21 protein-coding genes are annotated in these 18,788 nt (G+C 35.2%); 3 read left to right on the forward strand and 18 right to left on the reverse strand.

What is annotated here, in order from left to right; translation table 11 throughout:
* Positions 1-54: 54 nt before the first annotated feature.
* The 13 genes from NTU58_02130 to dnaG form a co-directional block, all read right to left on the reverse strand.
* Positions 55-324 (reverse strand): hypothetical protein, encoded by a 270-nt coding sequence (locus NTU58_02130; GenBank protein MCX6764484.1) that lies wholly within the window; start codon positions 322-324, stop codon positions 55-57.
* Positions 325-554: 230 nt separating this feature from the next.
* A complete protein-coding gene (locus NTU58_02135) occupies positions 555-2,564 on the reverse strand; it encodes a type II secretion system protein (GenBank protein ID MCX6764485.1) in 2,010 nt (669 codons plus the stop codon).
* 79 nt (positions 2,565-2,643) lie between these two features.
* Entirely contained in the window at positions 2,644-3,306 is a 663-nt protein-coding gene (locus NTU58_02140) for a hypothetical protein (protein MCX6764486.1), read from the reverse strand.
* Positions 3,307-3,496: 190 nt separating this feature from the next.
* Positions 3,497-3,697 carry a cold shock domain-containing protein gene (locus tag NTU58_02145; GenBank protein MCX6764487.1) on the reverse strand — a complete coding sequence of 67 codons (201 nt, stop codon included), beginning with the start codon at positions 3,695-3,697 and terminating at the stop codon, positions 3,497-3,499.
* A 338-nt stretch (positions 3,698-4,035) separates the two neighbouring features.
* Positions 4,036-4,416, reverse strand: coding sequence for a response regulator (locus NTU58_02150; protein ID MCX6764488.1), 381 nt, complete (start codon positions 4,414-4,416; stop codon positions 4,036-4,038).
* Positions 4,417-4,440: 24 nt separating this feature from the next.
* Positions 4,441-5,169, reverse strand: a complete 729-nt coding sequence (locus NTU58_02155) for a HAMP domain-containing sensor histidine kinase (protein MCX6764489.1) — start codon at positions 5,167-5,169, stop codon at positions 4,441-4,443.
* A complete protein-coding gene (locus NTU58_02160; GenBank protein ID MCX6764490.1) occupies positions 5,166-5,657 on the reverse strand; it encodes a hypothetical protein in 492 nt (163 codons plus the stop codon). The genes NTU58_02155 and NTU58_02160 overlap by 4 nt, the downstream gene beginning before the upstream one ends.
* 295 nt (positions 5,658-5,952) lie before the next feature.
* Entirely contained in the window at positions 5,953-6,498 is a 546-nt protein-coding gene (locus NTU58_02165) for a methyltransferase domain-containing protein (GenBank protein MCX6764491.1), read from the reverse strand.
* A gap of 52 nt (positions 6,499-6,550) precedes the next feature.
* Positions 6,551-7,159 (reverse strand): hypothetical protein, encoded by a 609-nt coding sequence (locus tag NTU58_02170; protein MCX6764492.1) that lies wholly within the window; start codon positions 7,157-7,159, stop codon positions 6,551-6,553.
* A gap of 152 nt (positions 7,160-7,311) precedes the next feature.
* Entirely contained in the window at positions 7,312-7,653 is a 342-nt protein-coding gene (locus tag NTU58_02175) for a hypothetical protein (GenBank protein MCX6764493.1), read from the reverse strand.
* A 350-nt stretch (positions 7,654-8,003) separates the two neighbouring features.
* Positions 8,004-8,324 carry a hypothetical protein gene (locus tag NTU58_02180; protein ID MCX6764494.1) on the reverse strand — a complete coding sequence of 107 codons (321 nt, stop codon included), beginning with the start codon at positions 8,322-8,324 and terminating at the stop codon, positions 8,004-8,006.
* A gap of 108 nt (positions 8,325-8,432) precedes the next feature.
* Positions 8,433-9,641, reverse strand: coding sequence for a sigma-70 family RNA polymerase sigma factor (locus NTU58_02185; GenBank protein MCX6764495.1), 1,209 nt, complete (start codon positions 9,639-9,641; stop codon positions 8,433-8,435).
* Between the two features lie 3 nt (positions 9,642-9,644).
* Complete coding sequence (gene dnaG / locus NTU58_02190) at positions 9,645-11,435, reverse strand: DNA primase (GenBank protein ID MCX6764496.1); 1,791 nt, start codon at positions 11,433-11,435, stop codon at positions 9,645-9,647.
* 58 nt (positions 11,436-11,493) lie between these two features.
* On the opposite strand from dnaG, the gene NTU58_02195 reads away from it, so the two are divergent.
* Genes NTU58_02195 through NTU58_02205 form a run of 3 tightly spaced genes read left to right on the forward strand, consistent with a single transcriptional unit; the run spans position 11,494 to position 14,736 of the window.
* On the forward strand, positions 11,494-12,525 hold the full coding sequence (locus tag NTU58_02195; protein ID MCX6764497.1) for a glycosyltransferase family 4 protein: 1,032 nt from the start codon (positions 11,494-11,496) through the stop codon (positions 12,523-12,525).
* A complete protein-coding gene (locus NTU58_02200; GenBank protein ID MCX6764498.1) occupies positions 12,509-13,651 on the forward strand; it encodes a hypothetical protein in 1,143 nt (380 codons plus the stop codon). Before NTU58_02195 ends, NTU58_02200 begins: the two co-directional genes overlap by 17 nt.
* Positions 13,648-14,736: a glycosyltransferase family 4 protein gene (locus NTU58_02205; GenBank protein MCX6764499.1), complete on the forward strand. Its 1,089-nt coding sequence runs from the start codon at positions 13,648-13,650 to the stop codon at positions 14,734-14,736. The genes NTU58_02200 and NTU58_02205 overlap by 4 nt, the downstream gene beginning before the upstream one ends.
* Positions 14,737-14,738: 2 nt before the next feature.
* On the opposite strand, the gene NTU58_02210 is transcribed toward NTU58_02205, so the two are convergent.
* The 5 genes from NTU58_02210 to NTU58_02230 form a co-directional block, all read right to left on the reverse strand.
* Entirely contained in the window at positions 14,739-15,932 is a 1,194-nt protein-coding gene (locus tag NTU58_02210; GenBank protein MCX6764500.1) for a hypothetical protein, read from the reverse strand.
* Between the two features lie 100 nt (positions 15,933-16,032).
* A complete protein-coding gene (locus tag NTU58_02215) occupies positions 16,033-16,266 on the reverse strand; it encodes a hypothetical protein (GenBank protein MCX6764501.1) in 234 nt (77 codons plus the stop codon).
* Between the two features lie 165 nt (positions 16,267-16,431).
* Positions 16,432-16,968 (reverse strand): metal-dependent hydrolase, encoded by a 537-nt coding sequence (locus NTU58_02220; protein MCX6764502.1) that lies wholly within the window; start codon positions 16,966-16,968, stop codon positions 16,432-16,434.
* Positions 16,969-17,002: 34 nt separating this feature from the next.
* On the reverse strand, positions 17,003-18,343 hold the full coding sequence (locus NTU58_02225) for a phosphoribosylamine--glycine ligase (protein MCX6764503.1): 1,341 nt from the start codon (positions 18,341-18,343) through the stop codon (positions 17,003-17,005).
* Between the two features lie 155 nt (positions 18,344-18,498).
* Positions 18,499-18,738, reverse strand: a complete 240-nt coding sequence (locus tag NTU58_02230) for a GIY-YIG nuclease family protein (protein ID MCX6764504.1) — start codon at positions 18,736-18,738, stop codon at positions 18,499-18,501.
* Between the last annotated feature and the right edge of the window lie 50 nt (positions 18,739-18,788).

Here is an 18,788-nt window from a genome sequence, read left to right on the forward strand (position 1 = left end):
ATTTTTCATAATAAAATTCTCCTTATTATTTTAATTTTTATATTTTCTATCTAGCTATGCTTTTTTAATTTTTTGTTTTTCTTCCGGTGTTAAAGAAGTAAGCCAAAAAATGAACGGCCGACGAAGTTTATCTAAAGGCCAATTTTCACTTTTAAAAAGCATTGCTTTCTCTATTCTAAAACGAGACAGCAAAGACATGGTAGTCTGCATGTTCGGAGAAGACAATCTGTTATGTTCTGATAAAAATTCTTCTTTTGTGGTTTTCTGAAGCATGACCGCTGAAGACTTTCCTTTATTTAAAAATCTTTGAAGACTTTGATACATAAATTTTTTATTAATTCGACAAGTTTAAGATAAATACTGAGCTGGCTGAGGCATAAAAAAACAACTCTTAACCGCAATGAGTTGCAAATAGTATTATTGATTATTTTTCAGGGAAAACGAAGTAGCTATTTGTGGGTCCTGGCTCTCAGCTTCTATTTTCATATTACGCTTGTTCTTCAGAAAAATCAAGCTGTTTGCCGGCTGATTAAATTAATCTAAGCAAGGTTCGTTCACTGAACAATAATCTCTTCTCCTGATTCAGGACTGCAAGATTTAATCATAATTATTCCGCCAGGACTCTTCTTTATCGCATAATATGTCCTTTCCGGACTGCCCATGACAGGATCATAAGGTATAAAAGATATATAATCAGGCACCAAAGAAGAGGTCAAATCTAAACAAGAAACAGCATTTGTTTCAACTAATTTTTGAAAATCAAATTCATAAAGCTGCCAGTAAAAACCTTCATTGGCAAGGGTGGCATAAAATCTAATTCGGGCCTGGCTGACCACGCCTTCGCTAAAACTCTCTTCTGTCCACTGCTTATCATTAAATGCGCCTTCAAAAACATGTACCCATATACCATCCTTGAAAACATCGACATCAACAGAACTGACTTGGCTGCCCCCGCGGGCAGAAAAACGAAGCTTATTGGAGACCATCGCAAGATGAGTAAAATAAATAAAAGAGCTCCACTGCGGGTCGCCAATATTGTGATAACTCCTGGCATAAGTAATGGTGTAGCCATCAAAAGCATAGGTTTCATCTCCCCATTTATTATCCGGGTCGGCATATCCGGTTGGCAAAACCCAGCCAGTTGATGCCGGAGCGGTAGTAAATGCTTTATCACCGCAATCAACAGTACCTGCGCTATTCTTGACTTGGGCCTGAAAGTGATATTCAGAACTGTTATCAAGGCTAAATATAGATTCATTGAAACCATCGCCGGTTATTTTGCCGCTCTTCCAATCTGTATTATTGCCATAAACTATTGTTTTTCCGTATTGAAATCTATATTGACAAGGTTCTCCGCCATCGTTTATCACAAGGCCAAGCAAATTAGCCGTATTCTCTTCAACTGAAATAGCATCTTGAGTGGCGCAAGCAGGAGGATTAATTGTTAATGATGTTTCATAAAACTGAAATTCGTAAAGCCAGTAATAAAAGCCTCCGCGTTTATAATTATACCTGAATCTTGCCTTTGTCACTGTTGCGCTTTTCGCAAAAGATAATTCAACCCACTTGCAGTTCCAATCATTTTCGTTCCCGCCCTGAAAAACATGTACCCATGTTCCACCTTCAAAAACATCGACGTCAACTTCTGTTATATCTGAATCCATATAATCAGCGTTTATCCGGACACGGTCAGAAACTATAGGCCCCGGCAAGGTAACCACTATGAATTGGCCCCATCCCGATGAACCATAATTATTTGAGGCGTAGGTGCCTATATCGCCATCGTAAACATTGGGTTCATTGCTCCACTGGCTTCCGGGGTCTTCGTAGCCGGTTGGCAAAACCCAGCCGGATGGCGGGTCAATCCAATTTATTTCTTTTTTAGAGAATAAATTAAGAACATTTGCCGCAATTATTGTCGTAACATATCCCTTTCTTTCCGTATCACGAACTTTCCACTCGGCTTCCCAAGTTCCCTGATAACTGTTCCCTTCTTTTAATTCCAATTCAATCTTCTCGATTCCGCCCATGTCAGCAATAACAGAATTTATGCCATAGTTATCCTTTATTTCGGTTTTTACCAGCATAATATCTCCGGGCACAACCTTAACCGGTTCAACTGAAGCAGAAATTATATTTGGAACTTCCGATTGATTGTCAAAGTTTTGCGCTATCTGGGCGGCATAAACAGTTGATTCTTTTTTAGAAAAATACCGGCCTATTTTGCCGATATTCCTGTTTTTTTCTTGGTCATTATTTATTTTGCTGATTTTTGTACCGCAAATAACATCACAGCCCGAAGTAGCTGTCCCTATCATTCTCAGGGTAGTATCAACTTCCGGAAGGCCGGCTCCTTTATGGTCGGTAGCGTACTGATTTGTAGCATTCCAAATAGTCCTGATGTTCATTCTTCTTTGAACATCATGCGCTTTTTTAAATTGCTTGGCAGGATTTATCGCAATTACCGCCACTGTTGAAAGTAAAACAACAATGCCCACGACAATCAAAAGCTCGATAAGAGTAAATGCTTTTTTGAATTTAAATTTAAAAATCAATTTTTCCATTTTATTGTCCCGCTGACTTCTTAAAATCTGCTCGCGCTCCCTAAAAGAAACGGTTTATTACAAAAAAATAATCAAATTATTAATTAAACAATTTTACCAACCAACCGAATAAGCTGAATTTGCCTTCCTGGGCTTTTATAAAACTTTCGATTCTTGTTTGTTCCTGCTCTAATACTTGGATTTGATTCTGAAACTCTGTTTTATCTCCTTCATTCTGAACATTTACCATTAATCTATTTAACTGTTCTAATCTATTTTTAGTTTGAACCGTTTCGCTTCTTAACGCACCGAGGTTTTTGTAATCCGAACCAAAGAAAAATGTTTTTACCTTGCTCCTCGCCTGAACTTTTTCCATCGCTTGAATTGTTGTGCTCGCAGATTGGTTCTGCTGTTGGGCAATAACTCTTACCTCCTGTCCTATTCCTTCTTCTCTATTGGCAACTTGTAAAAGATTCTGGACAAAATTTGCTACTGCGCTACGATGTTGCTCGGCATTAATTTGTCCTTGTCCTTGTTGCTGTTGCTGCTGAACTTGTACTTGATTTTGTTCTTGGTTCTGATTTTGAACCTGTTCGTTGTTTTGCACTTGGATTTGACCGTCTTCGCCATGATCAGATGTTTGCGTCTGTTGCTGAACTTGATTGCCAGTTCCAGTGTTGTTAATTTGACTTACTGAGTATGCATTAACCGTAAAAACAAAAGTGAACGCAAAGACGCTTGCTGTTAAAATTTTGTTTTTCATTTTTTAAAAATTAATTTAATTATTCTTATGACTTTTATATTATTCTACCACTTCGATGAGCTAAACTTAAGTCCTGAGCCTGTCGAAGAGCTCAGTGTAAACGCTTCGATAAATTCAGCGCAAGCAAAAAACCGCCTCTTGAAAAAGCGATTTTTTTGATTACGCAATGTTAACCTCGCCAAACCAATTATTAAATACGGGTGACGTTTGTTGCGTTGGGTCCTTTTGGAGAATCAGCTTTTTCAAAAGACACTTTGTCTCCCACTTTTAATTCTTCGTAACTCACGTCTTTTAGTTCATTCTTGTGAAAAAACAAATCTTTTTCTTCGCCTTCAACGGTAATGAATCCAAATCCCTTATCTGTAAGATTTTTAATTGTTCCTTCCATAATTATGGTAATATAAATTAATTTAATTAATGTTTTAAGGTTTACCCCGTTAAATAGCTGTAAATTAAATTTAACAGGGTGAATCCTAAAGTTTAGTTCCCCGAAAAAACTCGACCAAATTTTCGTTAGGCAACTATCTTATGTGAATAATATTAACATCTAAAAATCAACTAATCAACCCCGTTAGAGATTATTTTTTTATTTATTTTCAATTAACTTTTAATTTGGGAAGTATCTTTAATTTTTTATACCCTGTAATCTCTAAGGGGATGTCAATCTGTGGAAATTAAGATTTGATATTTTACTCTACCCCGCTAATCTATTAAAGCGAAACCAGAATATCACTCCGCTGCCCCCAACCTTTTTTTAACTTTTTCCACTATGTCGTTTAAGTTCCAGTTGGACTTAACCAAATAGTCAGATTTGCTTATCTCTAATGCGTCACTGATGTGCTTGATGTCGTCTAAATTAGTTAAGAATATAATCGGCACATTACTTCCGGCTTCTTTCAGTTTTTGGGCCATAGCAATGCCGTCAACTTTAGGCATTACAATGTCTAAAAGAATCAGGTCGGGTTTTTCTTTTTCTGCTGCGGTTAAGCCGTCTTCACCGTCTAAGGCGGTAACCACTGAAAATCCCTCGCTCGTAAATTTTTCTCGAAGGGCTGAAAGAAGGGCTTCTTCGTCTTCGACAATTAAAATTTTTTTATTTATTTTGGCCATAATAAATTATTAATAATTTTTTAACTACTTAATGGGCAAGGCAATCCAAAAAGTTGTTCCCTCGCCCTCTTTGCTTTTAAACCAAATTTTACCAGATAAGGCATCGACCATTGCCTTAGTAATATAAAGTTCCAAGCCGGTTCCCCCTGGATGTCCCCTAACTGCATTATCCCCTCTGAATAATTTTTGGAAAATCTTATTTTGTTGTTTTTCGGGAATTCCGATCCCTGTATCTTTAATTGCGGTAATAATCTCTTTATCTTTTTTCTCCACAGTACAAGTAATATTGCCTCCAGGGTGCGTGTACTCAACGGCATTGCCAAAAATATTTTGAAAAATCATCCGAACTGATTCAGGGTCAGTAAAAATTTTTAACAACCCCTTCGGTATTTCAACAACAACCTCATGCTTTTTTCTTTGAATAAAAGGCGCTTGCTCTTTAACAACCTCTCGAAGTATTTCTCCAATATCAGTCGGTTTGGAGTTAACGGTCAAAATGCCCATTTCAATTCGGGAAACGTTTAATAAATTACTCACCAGGCCAATCATTCTTTCGTTCCCGCGATAAACTTCTTCGACATATTTTTTTTGTTTTTGGGTTAACTCCTCGGCACCCTCCCCTAAAAGCATCTCTGAATACCATTTTATAGAAGTAAGAGGAGTACGCAGCTGATGAGAAGCCAAAGAAACAAGTTCGCTCTTCATTTCACTAATCTTCTTTTCTTTTTCTATTTCTACTTTGTATTGCCTCATTGTTTTTTTGCAAGAGTTGCTTTTTTTTGCGACCTCCTCAGACTAGTAATGTCTTCTATAACAAGAAGAATCATTGGGTTAATAATATTTTTAAAGATCCCCATTTTTTCATAAATTTGACGGCCATTGAGCAACATTATTTTTTTCCCAATTTTTGGAAATTTATGTTCAACATAAAAATTTCTGAAATAAGTTTTCTTTGGTAAAATTTTCTCTAAAAGCTTCCTTAATTTAGGGATATTCCATTGACCCTTTCCTAAATTATAAATAAGCTTATTTTCCGTATTTTTTCGTGAAACTTTGAATACTCGGTAGAAAAATTTATTTGCCGCGATTACCCGCAATTCAGAGTCAAGAATTAAAAAGGGGGTCGGCGCCGTATCCACAATAGTTTTGACAAAAGCCCAAGCGGTCTCCTCTAATCGCTTTACCGTCCCTTTCTTAAACAATTGCTTAGTTTCTTTTTTTGCACATTTTTTATCTTTCATAATTAAAATAATAGTTTTTATTACAAAATAAAAATCCCTATTGCCGACCTTAAACAATAGGGTATTTTCTTAAATTCAAAAATTTTTGAAAGTCCCTTGACTCTCTCTTTTAATGCTTTTTTTCGAATGGCATCCTCCTTTGCCATAACTATTTTGATTATATCAAAATTTGACGAAAAAAGTATAAAAGTTTAATGTTTACATTATATATTATACTACATCTTTGATAAAACGACAATGTAAGGTTTTACACAAGTAGAGCAATTTAATAATCTACTTGTAGTGGTCAAACAAATTAACCTTTAATTGTTTGCCCAAATTTTTTCTGATACCACCACCAAGGCAATTTAAATCTACAAGGAAGATTATTAAAATATTTCGTTCTTAATGTCAAAAATTGCCATTTATGCTCTCGAAAAGCCCCTAAGCTGGCGAGGTCCCAGATTGGCGGCACAAGCAAAAAAACATTCTCAGAAATTCTCTTTAACTCTTTATAAAACTTATCCGGGTCATCTACGTGTTCCATCGCATGGGAACATATTGTATTTTTAAACTCTTTGTCTTTAAACGGCAGTTTATAGATATTTTTTATCAGAATAAAATTTGTTACATTTCTTTTAACAATATCTGCGTTAACACCTCCCCCGTCTGTGCTTCCGCAACAAACATTAAGGTCCCATTTTTGTTTCTTAAAATAATAATTCTTTAGGATTATATAACTAAAAACATTGGCTAGCACTATATAAACAAGTAATGGCCAATATATTAGCCCGATTATGATTAAAATAATAAACTCTGAAACTCCCGGAAGATGTTTTTTTATTATTTCCTTTCTTATCATTGTATTTTTAAATTATACTTTGTCCGTCCGAAGTTTCGACGTAAGGGGGATGTTAGAACCGAATATGAAAAAAATCAAGAATCATAAAAAAAATCACTAAAATATATGGGATAAGTAAAGGAGTAATAAATATAATTGCTAAAATGGTTAAAATAATTTTAATTATCTCTTTTTTATTCCATAAATTATTTAATTTATTATCTCGTGAAATTAATTTATTTATTATAAATAAGGGTATTCCTAAAATAACTAATAAAAAAAGGAAGGTTGGAACGAAAATAACGATTGGAAGTATCATAAATTCAAAAGGATCATAACCTTTTTCTAATTGACTGAAATATTGAAAAATAGAATTACTTAAACCAATGATGAAAGAAATAATTATCCAAATTTTTATTACTTTTTTGCTATTCATATTCTTTATTCTATCGTAAAAATATCCCCACGAGATTAATTTATTTATTATAAATATGAGTATTCCTAGAATAATTAAGAAAAAAACAAAAATCGGAACGAAAACAACAATTGGAACTATTATAAAATTAACAGGATTATGAGCTTTTTCTACTTCACTAAGATCTTGAAAAATAGGAAAAATAGAATCAACTAAACTAATAATCAAAGAAGTAATTATCCAAATTTTTATTATTTTTTTGTTCATGTTATTTAAATTAGTTAGTTACTTCTTTATTCTATCAAAAAACCCTGCCTACCGGTAGGCAGGCGCCTTAATGGCGATTTTTTATTGGATAGGCGATGTTAGAACCTGTTTTAAAAAAACGGAATGAAAAAAAGCGTCAAAAATAGACGCTTCTACAAAATTACACTAATTAGTTGTTCATCAACTGTCTTCGCTATTTCTCTGTAAGCCTTACGTAGAGTGAATTCACTGATCTCAAATTCTGAACATATCTCTCTCTGAGTTCTACGACAACCCTCTAAGATAAGCACAATATACAGAGAACCGGCTAGAAGAGATAAAGGTTTTCCTTGCATTTCTTTGCCTTTAAGATTTTTTAAAATCAATTCGGTTTTTTCATTGACTTTTTTATTAGATTCTTCCGAGCCTCTTATTATTTTTTTTATCAATGATCTTTTCTTTCTTAAAAGCTTTAAAGCTTTTTCTGCATAGATATCTCTATGTTCATTTTTCATTTTTTACCTCCGACAAAATTCTACATTTAATTAATTAATTTGTCAAACCAAAAAACCGCCTCAACAAAAAGGTGGTTTTTAGTGGCTTGCCCTGAGCGAGTCTTCGGCTTGGCTCAGACCAAGACGAAGCGAGTCGAATGGGCTCCGCGGGTAGGATTCGAACCTACAACCTAGTGCTTACACCTTGCCCTCATGTTTCCATAAGGAGTGGACTATATCTTCATCTTGTTCCGATTTCATCGAAATTTAGATGTTCCGGTATCTAGTCTCTACGGAGCCCCCGCCAAGGCGGGGTTCCCACGGTATTACCCTGAGCTTACTTAAGGGCTTCACCGTTATCCCGGAATGTTTCATTCCAAAATTTCTTTTGGAAGCTGCGTAATGCCTACGTGCAATTCTCTATGACAATTTGCGCACAATAAAATACATTTATCAATTTCTTTTTTTACTTTCTCCCACGATCTTGTATATCCCTTATCAGAAATTGAAAAATCTTTTTCAGAATTATTAAGATGGTGGAATTCTAAAGCTTGAATGCATTGATTATAACCGCATACAATACATTTGCCACCCTTATATTCTATCGACATTTGTCGAATTTTCCTTCTTCTTTTCGCTACTGCTTTTATAAGATATTTTGCACGATCGGCGTATTTTCTTCTGTCTGGCATAAATTTAATTAATTTTACCAAAAAAGAAGAATTGTGTCACAGGCACCCGCGCTACCATTGCGCCACCGCGGAATATTTCTATTATAATGAAATTTCTAAAAAAATCAATTAGTAGCCTTTTAGTTTTTGCAAAGAGCGATGTTGTCGGATTTTTTCAAGGGCTTTGGCTTCAATTTGTCTTATTCTTTCCCGAGTTACGCCAAAAACCTTGCCCACTTCTTCCAAAGTGTGATTTATTCCGTCTTTCAAACCAAATCTCATGGAAAGAATTTTATGCTCTCTGGGAGTTAAATCAACTAAAATCTCTTCCAGTTGTTTTCTCAAAAAAGCTCTGGCGGCTTTTGTCTGGGGAGGCGGAGTTTTTTCATCTTCAACAAACTCCAATAAAATACTGTCTCCGTCTTCATCTCCCACCGGTGTTTCCAAGGAAATGGTTTTTTGGGAAATTTTCATTACATGATGAACCTTTTCTACTTCAATGCCCATTTCAGCCGCAATTTCCTCAGGAAAAGGCTCCCGCCTCAGGTTCTGAGACAGCTGTCTTCTGACTTTTGTGTATTTGGAAATAGTTTCCACCATGTGAACCGGAATTCTGATGGTTCTGGCCTGGTCGGCCAAAGCCCGGGTAACAGCTTGTCTTATCCACCAAGTTGCATAAGTTGAAAATTTATAACCTCTCCGCCAATCAAATTTTTCCACTGCCCGGAATAAGCCCAAATTGCCCTCTTGAATCAAGTCCAGCATAGTTAGGTTAGGAGAACGGCCAACATATTTTTTAGCAATAGAAACCACCAATCTTAGATTGGCCTTAGCCAAGCTTTTTTTAGCCTCTTCGTCTCCTTTTTCAATAAGCTTTGCCAATTCTTTTTCCTCTTTCGCGTTCAAAAAAGGAGTTTTACCGATTTCTTTTAAATAAATTTGCACCAAATCAACCCCTTCTCCTCTTGCCGGCTTTACCTTGACCCCTTTAACTTCCAAAAATTCTCTTGATTGCTTGACTTCAATACCTTGCTTCTCCAATTCTTTATACAAATCTTCCAGGCCGGAGATATCATTTTCCATATCCGGAAAATGATACAAAAGTTCGGAAAAAGTGATAAACCCTCTGGACTTGCCTTTTTTAATCAGCTCCGCTATCTTTTCGGGAGTAAAAACTTTCTTTTTTCTCCCCCTGGTTTCTTTGGGCGATTTCTTGGTTTTTTTCTTTTTCTTTGCTTTTTTCTTTTTCGTTTTTTTAATTTTTTTCTTTTTTGCGGTTTTCTTTCCGGTTTTTTTCGCCTTTTTTGTTTTCTTCTTTTTATTTTTTTTCTTTGCCATAATTTAATTATTATTAATTAACTCTTTTGACAAATCATTAAATTGCCTCACCAGTTCCTCTATTTTTTTATAATCTTTTTCGTTCTCGGACTTTTTAATTTCTTTGGCAATTTTTTCCAATCTTTCTTTAATGTCAAAACCCCTGATTTCCCGCAGACAAACTTTTGTTTCCTGGCAGGGGTCCATTTCACAAAATTCCTCGTCAATCTCCGCTTTTAAAAGCAAAGGATTTAAAAATTCAATTTCCCCTTCCGGCAAATCTTTTTGAAAATCGGCGAACCTGATTTTAAAATCGGAAAAATCTTTATCTTCCTGAAAAAATTTCTTAAATTTCGAAACAAAGCCCGAGGCGTTTCCGCCCAGCAAACAAATATCGTTATCACAGATTAACTTGTGATTTTCGGGTTTCCTTAAAAGAAGAGAAAGCAATCTTTCCTCTGTTTTCTCTTTTCTTGATTTAGCAACGCTTTCCACTTCGACCTTATCTTCTTCGTCCATTAAATTGTAATTTTGGTCTTTAATTTTTTTAAGCTCCTCTTCAACGTCCTCCATTCTGACTTCCAGGCTCTTGGATAACTTTTGAATCCAGTGTGATTGGACGATTTTATTGGGAATTCTTTTTATAACGGGCAACAGAATTTTTGAAATTTCTTTTTTACCTTCGGGAGTTGTTTTATCAATCCGGGAAAGGGTGGTATCAAAATAAAAATCCAGAATTGATTTTGCCTGGCTGATTAATTTTTCCCATTCCTTTGGGTCCTTGGAAATAACATCAGCCGGGTCGGTATCTTGAGGCGTATTAAGGATTTTGATATTAAAATCCAAACTCTGGGCTAAGTCTATCCCTCTTTTGGTTGCCGTATCGCCGGCCAAATCCATGTCAAAGGCTAAAATCAAATTTTCCGAATATCTTTTTAAAATTTTTAATTGAAAAAGAGTTAAAGCGGTTCCGGAAGCAGCCACCACATTTTCCTGGCCAACCTGGTGAGATAAAATACAATCGGTATATCCTTCAACTAAAACAACCGAGTCCCTTCTTCTGATTTCCACCTTCGCTTGGTCCAATCCGTACAGGGTTCGGCCCTTGTCATACAAAAGAGTGGCGGGAGTGTTTACGTATTTGGCTATTTCGTCTTTTTCTTTGGGTCCGAAAATCCGGCCGCCAAAACCTGTCACTTGGGAGTTAATATCGAAAACCGGAAACATAATCCGGCTTTGAAAGCGGTCGTAATAGTTTCCCCTGTCGTTTTCAATGGCTAAACCCGATTTTACGATTTCTTTTATTTTATATCCCTGGGAAATCAAAAAATCGCTTAATCCCCTGAAATTATCCGGGGCATAGCCGATTCTCCATTTATTTATTGAATCTTGGGTTATATTCCGCCCTAAAAGATATTTTTTAGCCGATTGTCCCGCGTTGTTTCCCTCTAATTGCTTCTCAAAAAATTTACAAGCCAACTCTGAAATTTCATAAAGATTTTGGCGCTCGGTTCTCATCTCAGGCCTTATCTCCTTTAATTGAATTCCTGCTTTCTGGGCTAAAATTTTTAAGGCGTCTCCGAATTCTATTCTTTCCACTTCTTTAATAAAACCGAAAATGTCTCCGCCCTTGCCGCAACCGAAACAATGCCAAATCTGACGGGCCGGTGAAATAAAAAAAGAGGCCTTTTTTTCCGAATGAAAAGGACAGCGAGCCCTGTAATTTGCTCCGCATTTTTGAACTTTAATATAACCGCCGATAACCTCGACTATATCCAAGCGGGATTTAATATCATCAATTTGAGAGCCAAACATTTTTAAATCTTAAAGTTAATGTTATACTGAAAATAGGTATTTTTATTATACTTAATTTATGAGAATTGCTCAAGTGTCTCCCCTTTGGATTCCAACTCCGCCTTACACTTACGGAGGAACGGAGCTGGTAGTCTCCTGGCTGACGGAAGAACTGGTTAAAAGGGGCCATCAGGTCACGCTTTTTGCTACGGGCGACGCCAAAACTTCGGCTCGCCTTGTTCCAATTTGGCAAAGAAGTTTATGGCGGGCAAGGCTATCCGCTCCCCACGCTGTTTTCGGTTTACTTTATCAAAAACTGGTTGAAATGCAAAATGAATTTGATATTATCCATGACCACTGCGAGTTTTATACAGCTCCCTTCAGCCCTTTTTTAAAACCGCCCATCGTCAGCACGCTTCACCACCCGATTTATGAAGAAATGACCGTTCTTTTTAAAAGATTTTCCAAGATTAATTACGTTACCGTTTCTAAAAACCAAAAAAAGAGCAGCCCGGGAATAAATAACGTCAAAACTATTTACCACGGACTGCCGATAGAAAAATATATTTTCAATCCCGAACCCAAAGATTATTTACTGTGGCTTTCAAAAATTATTCCAACAAAGGGCTTGGCAAGGGCAATTGAAATTGCCATTAAGTCTGGAGAAAAATTAATAATCTCGGGAGTTATACCTAAGGATTATCAAGATTACTTTGATTACAGAATCGCCCCCTTAATCGATGGAAAACAAATCCAGTTCGTGGGAGCGGCCGATTTTAACAAAAAAATAGAACTTTTTAAAAACGCCAAGGCCTTTATTTTCCCGGTAAGAAGGCCCGAGCCCTTCGGTTTGGTGGTTATTGAATCAATGGCTTGCGGAACGCCGGTCCTTACTTACAAAGAAGGTTCGATGCCCGAAATTATCAAAGACGGAAAAACGGGATTCTTGCTTAACAACCAGGAAGAAATGATTGAAGCCGTTAAAAAAATAAAGCAAATTGACCGCCTTGATTGTCGAAGATATGTGACTCGCAAGTTTTCTCTCGAAAAAATGGTAAATAAATACGAAGCTCTTTACAATACAATTTTAAAAAATGAAAAAAATAAATAAAAAAATAAAAGTTTCTAGCAAAATAAAATTTTTATTTGTAAGCATGGGTCCCGGAGAAACAAGCCAGGCAAGAGCTCTGGCTAAATTTATTTTTAAAAAAGGAGGCAAAATTATTTTTGCCCTTCATCAAAAAATAAACTTTCATTTTCTTGAAAAAGACAAAAATAATTTTGAAATTTTTTTAACGGAAAGCCCATCTAAATTAAACCTATTGATAAAAACAAAAAGGCCGGATGTTCTTTTGTTTTTTAATTCAAAAACTTGGGGAAGACACCAAGAATTTCAACAAATACCCCCTTCCCCAAAACCACTTACGCTTTGTGTCGATTCCAATTGGTTGTTTAACGATAAAAAATATCCTTTTTTTAATTTTATAAAATGGGCGGATAATTATTTAATTAATATCCCCGAAAAAATATTTAATTTCGGTTTGAAAGAAAACGGGGGAAATTTTGTTATTTCTTCTCAAACGAAAAATAAAATAAAAATAGTAGGACTTATCCCTTATTACAGGAAAATTTCTTTTAAAGAAAGATTAAATATAAGGAAAAAATATAAAATTAAAGGAAATGAAAAATTTATTTTTTCCTATTTTAGCGGATTTGGCGCCGGACACAGAATTTGGGCCTTTGATAATCTGCTGAAAGCGACGGAAAAAATTATTAAAAAGGGTTTGAAAATTAAATTATTGTATCTGGGACCTACGGATAATATAAATCCGGAAAAATTAAAAAAAGACTGGATTATTTTAAAAAATTCCTTGTCCTCCGATGAATTTTATTCCGTTTTAGCTTCCTGCGACTTAATATTTCAGCACCAAGGATTGGCAACCTTATCCCAAGCGATTTCAGCCCAAATTCCCGTGATAGCTAATGTTGCAAGACAACCAAAAGCAAGCTTACCGAAAATTCATTTCTGGGAAGTGGAACCCTTTAAAAAAGCTGGGGTTTGTTCTTTACTTTCCAAATCCACTCCTATTGATAAAATAGCCAAAGAAATTATAAAACTTCTTTATGATTCTTTGGCAATAAAAAAAATGAGAGAAGTGCAAAAAAAATATTGCGTTCCCGGAGAAATAGAAGCTTATAAAATAATAAAAGAGTTATTAATTAATAAAAACAAATGAAAAAATTGAGAATCGGACAGATAGGACCGCTTAATCTCCCAATTCCTCCTAAAAAATACGGCGGAACGGAAAAAATTATCTATTCTCTTTGTGAGGGTCTGACAAAAAAAGGACACGAGGTTTTTCTTTTTGCCGCCAAAGATTCAAAAACCAGCGCTCATCTTTGTCCTATTGTTGAAAAGAGCCTCTGGACTTTAAAAATAAAACCCCAAGAATATGCTCCCTATTATGCTTATCAAATGGCAATAGTCGCCCAAAAAGCAAAAAAATTAAAATTAGATATTATCCATGACCACTTGGGCCCTTGGAGCCTAGCACTTTACGGCCAAACAAAAATTCCCATAGTCCATACTCTTCACGTCCCTTTTAGAAAAAAAGACAGAATCTGGGCTTACCGAAAATTAAATTCTAAATTAATTTCTATTTCTTTTGCCCAAAGAAAACCAGCCCCTGACTTAAACTATGTAGCCAATATTTATAATGGAATTGATTTATCTCTTTACCCTTTCAATCCAAAACCCAAAGATTATTTTATCTGGGTAGGAGAGCTTTCTCCCAGAAAAGGAATAATGGAAGTAATTGAAATCGCTAAATTAGCTAAATTAAAATTAATTATAATAGGAAGAATTCCGCCTCCGGTCCAAAAAATTGACTATGATTTTTTTAATCAATATATTAAAAAAAATCTGAACAAAGGAAATGCTAAATATCTGGGAGAATTAAATCAGGAAAAAATCGGAAAATATTATAAAGAGGCAAAGGCCTTTCTTTATCCCTTACAATGGGAAGAACCCTTCGGTCTCACAATGACCGAATCAATGGCTTGCGGTACTCCGGTTATTGCCTTCAAAAGAGGCTCGGTTCCGGAAGTAATTAAAGACAATAAAACCGGACTTATAGTTTCTCCTTTGGAAAAAAATGGAAAAATTAATTTAAAAGGATTTATCCAAGCGATAAAAAAAATCGGCCAAATAGACCGAAAAGAATGCAGAGATTTGGTCAAAGAAAATTTTTCAGAGGAAATGATGATTGATAACTACGAAAAAACTTTTCTTAAAATTCTAGATCAACGCTCCTCTCGATAAAATTAAGCGACAAAATTAAGCAAAGCAGCCGAAGCCCAAGCTTGAGGATAACAAGGTTTTTTCTCATTTTTTAAAATAATTTTATTGTTTACAGCGCTGTAAAATTCCGGTAAAAATCCTAATTCGTTGTGGACCCTTAAAAGGGATTTTTTAATTTTCTGATATTCTTTTTTTAAACCCATTTCTTTCAGGCCCTCGGCGATTATCCAATTGTCGTGAGGCCAAATTGTTCCCCTCTGGTAACAAAAAGGGTCAAAATCAGGTTCCCTTGCGGAGTGATTTCTTATGCCAAAAGAAGTCCAAAGGTCTTTTTTAAAAATTCGTTTAACAACGGCCTTTGCTTTATCGGATTCGCAAATCCCGGTAAAAAGAAGCTGGCCCGGATTTGAGGTTATAATTTTTTGCTGTTGGTTTTTTCCGTCAATGGCCAAAGAGAAAAATTTTTCCGAAGAAAACCAAAATTTTTCGTTAAACGATTTTTTTAATCTTTTTGCTCTTTGTTCAAGATCTTTTTCCAAAAATGGTTCCTTCATAATTTTCGCCATTTTAACTCCCGACAACAAAGCAAAATAAGCGTAGCCCTGAACCTCAACCACGGAAATTGGAGACGCCATTTTTTCTATTGGTCCTCCCCAACCGTCTTTCCAGCTCTGGCTCATCAAGCCCTCGTCAGGATTTCTTTTCTCGTGTTTTAAAAACCCCGTATCCAATCCGCCAAAATTTATCATCCAGTTAATTGCCGATTTGGCGTTAGGCCATATTTTTTTTAAAAAAACTTTGTCTTTTCCAAGCTCCCAATATTTATTTAATAAAATTAAAAAAAGAGGCGTACTGTCCACGCTAAAATAAACCGGCTCTCCCCTTTTCAACCATTTGATATGAGCTTTGTATTTTTTCCACCAAACGTCTGAAGTTTCTTTAGGATAATACTCGTGGATAATTTTACCCGGCTCCTCTCCGGTTTTATAATCTATTTTTTTTCCCTGATAAAGCGCCAGTATTTCCAAAGTTTTTCTGGCAATTTCAGGTTTCAATTCAAGTAGTTGCCAGGAAGTAATCAAAGAATCTCTGCCAAAAAGACCCAGCAATCTTGGATAACCGGCCATAATAAATCCCAGTTGAGGGTGCAAAAGCGATTCAATTTCGTGCCAAAGTTTTTTCTTGATTTCTTTTGTTGATTTTGTTGTATTGTTCATATCAAACGGTCTTTTTTAATCTTACCAAAAACAGCAACAGAAAGAAATAAAAAAGGGCTCTTAAATTATTAAGAAACCCATACCATACATAAGGTGCTTTCTAGGCGATTTGAATTAATTTCGTTTCGCCTTTTTTGTTTTTGGAATAGAGTTTTCCTTTCATAAAAAAAACCATATTATTTTTCTTGTCTATTACCCGGGAATTATCTATCCAGTATAAAGCTCCGCATTTTTCACAGGCAAAAGCTACGTTTTCGTAGGGACATCCCATTTGAAGCTGCCTCGGAGTAACTTTATCGACTATTCCATTACAATCTTCTTCTATACATCTCATTCTCTTTCCACATCCTTTAATTTTAACAGAAAAGGGTATCTTTTATTGATTTTCTAAGGAGAGACGAAAATCAAAACCCTGCTTCCCGCCACGCATACGTTAACACAATAAAAAATTAAATCAAGGAGTTCTTGTCTCTATAATTCAAAAATCAACTAATTTCTTTTAGGCGTTGTTTTTCTTCAATAATTTTCTAAGGTTTCTTTCTAAAAGATTTGTTTTATCAACAAAAACATAAAGCCCGAAGAAAAAGGCGTCGAAAAGATACCAAATAGCATGCTGAGATAAGTTAGCGTACCATCTTCCTTGAACTCTTATTATATTGGCGGGAAATAAAACGGTTTTATTGATTGCGAAATCACTTAAAGGATAAAAAATAAAAACTACGCCCGTGACCATATCTAAGCATAAATGAATCATTGCTCCCGCAAAAAATAAAAAAACCAATGAACGGTATTTAATATTCAATGATTTAAATATTAAATAAAGCCCGAGAAAAAAAATTGGAAAAAATAAAGAATGAGAAAAACTGATTCTGTCCGCTACAAAAAGATGGGGCTTTAACAAATCCGGAAATATCCCGGCAAAACCAATTACAATAAACCAAAAATAAGGAAAGCTTGTCTCGTTTTTAGCTTTTTTAATTTTATCGTAAACAGACAAAGATAGAAGCGAGGCTGACAGATGAGCGATTGGTAGCATAAAAAATTTTATTTATTTTGACTTTTATCCAATATCAATACAAATATCCCCAGGTTTGGAGCCGGTCAGAATCCTGATACCATTTAAGGCCGATATCTGTCCGATAATACATATTCTGCAACATGATATTTTTTAATCTCGAGTAGACTTGTTTCCGAGCATCGTCGACAGTTAAACCAGAACCGGTTATTACTAAAACATAGCCAGATTCTCCAGCAATACTCCAAACTCCATTTAACAGCTTAACGTCGCCCAAGTGAACTCCATTAAGGTCATTTTTTTTAAAAAGAATTGAAAGGTCTTTATAGATAAAAGTTTCATTCTTATCTTCGTATGGAAAAGGAGGGACAACGACTATAACGCCGATCTGAAAACCTTTCTTGTTTTTTAATTCTAATGCCTCTTTTTTGGTTAATTTATAAAAAAATTCTCCCCAGTCATTGGTTACTCCTTCCATTTGAACGCTAATTGTCGGATAGCCGAATCTGCAGGTGAACTCAAGAGGGAAAATACCTTTAGCATTAGCAATACAGTTAATATCAATATATCCAACATAACCGGACTCTATTAGTTTCGGTTTTATTTTTAATAAAGTATTTCTAAAAATTTCATTTTGAGGGGACCAATACATTAAAGTTCCCATCTCGCCGGTGTAGGGACCTATATCTCCGGGGAATAATTTTTTATGCTCAAAATTTATATTAACCGGGAAGATAAAGTCTTGGCCGTTAAAAAAGGCTCCGACCGCCACTTCAACCCCGACTGCCATTTTTTGCAACTGAAATTTTTTGATTTTTTTTGCCCAAGTTTTTTTATTTTGTTCCAATATTTCAATTAAATCTTTGCCGTCCTCCTCTTGTCCTAAAAATAAAATTCCTTTTTGATCGGAAGCAATATTGCCAGAAGGTTTAAAAACATAGTGAGTGGGATTTGATTTAATAAATTCAATAGCAGAATCAAAATCAGAAAAATCCCAATGGGGAAGCACCGCCAGTCCCGCTTGCTTCATTTCGTTTTGTCCGAATTCACGGTCTTCTTCCAATTTGTCCGTATACTTACTGCCACCGATAACTAATTTTCCTTCAGTCCTCAAAGAGTCAGCGAAACTTCCAAAACCAACATCATCAAAAATAATGATATCTGCCCAGTCTTTATATTTTTGCCAATCATCAACTTTATCAAGAAAACCATCGTAAACATCTTGGTCGCTTTCTGCTTTAATATATGCCTTAACTTCATGCCCTTCATTTTTTATTTTTAAAGCCAGGTCCCCGCTTAAACTTTCCCAAGAAACAAATAAAAATTTTTTAGCCGAAAAATGATTTTTATCGTGATTATTGTTTTTTTCATTATTATTTTCTGAATTGTTTGACATTTTTTTGTGTTAATCAAATTAATAAATATTTTTAAAATCTTTTTTAATTTTATCATAAAAAATAACATTTGTTTATACTTTTTAAAAAATAATCATACGTTCATTAAAACATTTAGATAAATTCAGTACAAAAAAAACCGCCCGATAGGCGGTTTTTACCATTGCACAAAATGTTTATTGATGAAGGCCCGTCCCGATCCAAATTTTAAATATTTTTCAAATTCAAAAGCTTTGTATTTATCATTTATCGCGAAATAAAAATCTAATTTTACCGGTAAACGATTTGCCGTTGCCGGTATTTGTCCCTTTTGATGTCTTCCCAATCTATCTTTTAAGTTATCTGTACATCCAATATAGTAGCCGTCTTTGCATTTTAAACTGTAGATATAATGCATAAAAAAATTCCGGCGCATTAATAATGAACTTATCACTCCTAAGCTCTAAC

It is taken from the genome of Candidatus Nealsonbacteria bacterium (assembly GCA_026396195.1).
Taxonomy (GTDB): Bacteria; Patescibacteriota; Minisyncoccia; order Minisyncoccales; family JAGGXC01; genus JAPLXH01.

Bases quoted from the DNA above. Each gene is read 5' to 3' on its own strand.
- NTU58_02160 (MCX6764490.1), bottom strand. From the start codon at position 5,657: ATGAAAGATAAAAAATGTGCAAAAAAAGAAACTAAGCAATTGTTTAAG.
- NTU58_02200 (MCX6764498.1), top strand. From the start codon at position 12,509: ATGAAAAAAATAAATAAAAAAATAAAAGTTTCTAGCAAAATAAAATTT.
- NTU58_02220 (MCX6764502.1), bottom strand. From the start codon at position 16,968: ATGCTACCAATCGCTCATCTGTCAGCCTCGCTTCTATCTTTGTCTGTT.
- NTU58_02225 (MCX6764503.1), bottom strand. From the start codon at position 18,343: ATGTCAAACAATTCAGAAAATAATAATGAAAAAAACAATAATCACGAT.
- NTU58_02215 (MCX6764501.1), bottom strand. From the start codon at position 16,266: ATGAGATGTATAGAAGAAGATTGTAATGGAATAGTCGATAAAGTTACT.
- NTU58_02135 (MCX6764485.1), bottom strand. From the start codon at position 2,564: ATGGAAAAATTGATTTTTAAATTTAAATTCAAAAAAGCATTTACTCTT.
- NTU58_02170 (MCX6764492.1), bottom strand. From the start codon at position 7,159: ATGAACAAAAAAATAATAAAAATTTGGATAATTACTTCTTTGATTATT.
- NTU58_02185 (MCX6764495.1), bottom strand. From the start codon at position 9,641: ATGGCAAAGAAAAAAAATAAAAAGAAGAAAACAAAAAAGGCGAAAAAA.
- NTU58_02150 (MCX6764488.1), bottom strand. From the start codon at position 4,416: ATGGCCAAAATAAATAAAAAAATTTTAATTGTCGAAGACGAAGAAGCC.
- NTU58_02165 (MCX6764491.1), bottom strand. From the start codon at position 6,498: ATGATAAGAAAGGAAATAATAAAAAAACATCTTCCGGGAGTTTCAGAG.
- NTU58_02140 (MCX6764486.1), bottom strand. From the start codon at position 3,306: ATGAAAAACAAAATTTTAACAGCAAGCGTCTTTGCGTTCACTTTTGTT.
- NTU58_02205 (MCX6764499.1), top strand. From the start codon at position 13,648: ATGAAAAAATTGAGAATCGGACAGATAGGACCGCTTAATCTCCCAATT.
- NTU58_02130 (MCX6764484.1), bottom strand. From the start codon at position 324: ATGTATCAAAGTCTTCAAAGATTTTTAAATAAAGGAAAGTCTTCAGCG.
- NTU58_02175 (MCX6764493.1), bottom strand. From the start codon at position 7,653: ATGAAAAATGAACATAGAGATATCTATGCAGAAAAAGCTTTAAAGCTT.
- NTU58_02155 (MCX6764489.1), bottom strand. From the start codon at position 5,169: ATGAGGCAATACAAAGTAGAAATAGAAAAAGAAAAGAAGATTAGTGAA.
- NTU58_02195 (MCX6764497.1), top strand. From the start codon at position 11,494: ATGAGAATTGCTCAAGTGTCTCCCCTTTGGATTCCAACTCCGCCTTAC.
- NTU58_02230 (MCX6764504.1), bottom strand. From the start codon at position 18,738: ATGCATTATATCTACAGTTTAAAATGCAAAGACGGCTACTATATTGGA.
- NTU58_02180 (MCX6764494.1), bottom strand. From the start codon at position 8,324: ATGCCAGACAGAAGAAAATACGCCGATCGTGCAAAATATCTTATAAAA.
- NTU58_02210 (MCX6764500.1), bottom strand. From the start codon at position 15,932: ATGAACAATACAACAAAATCAACAAAAGAAATCAAGAAAAAACTTTGG.
- dnaG (MCX6764496.1), bottom strand. From the start codon at position 11,435: ATGTTTGGCTCTCAAATTGATGATATTAAATCCCGCTTGGATATAGTC.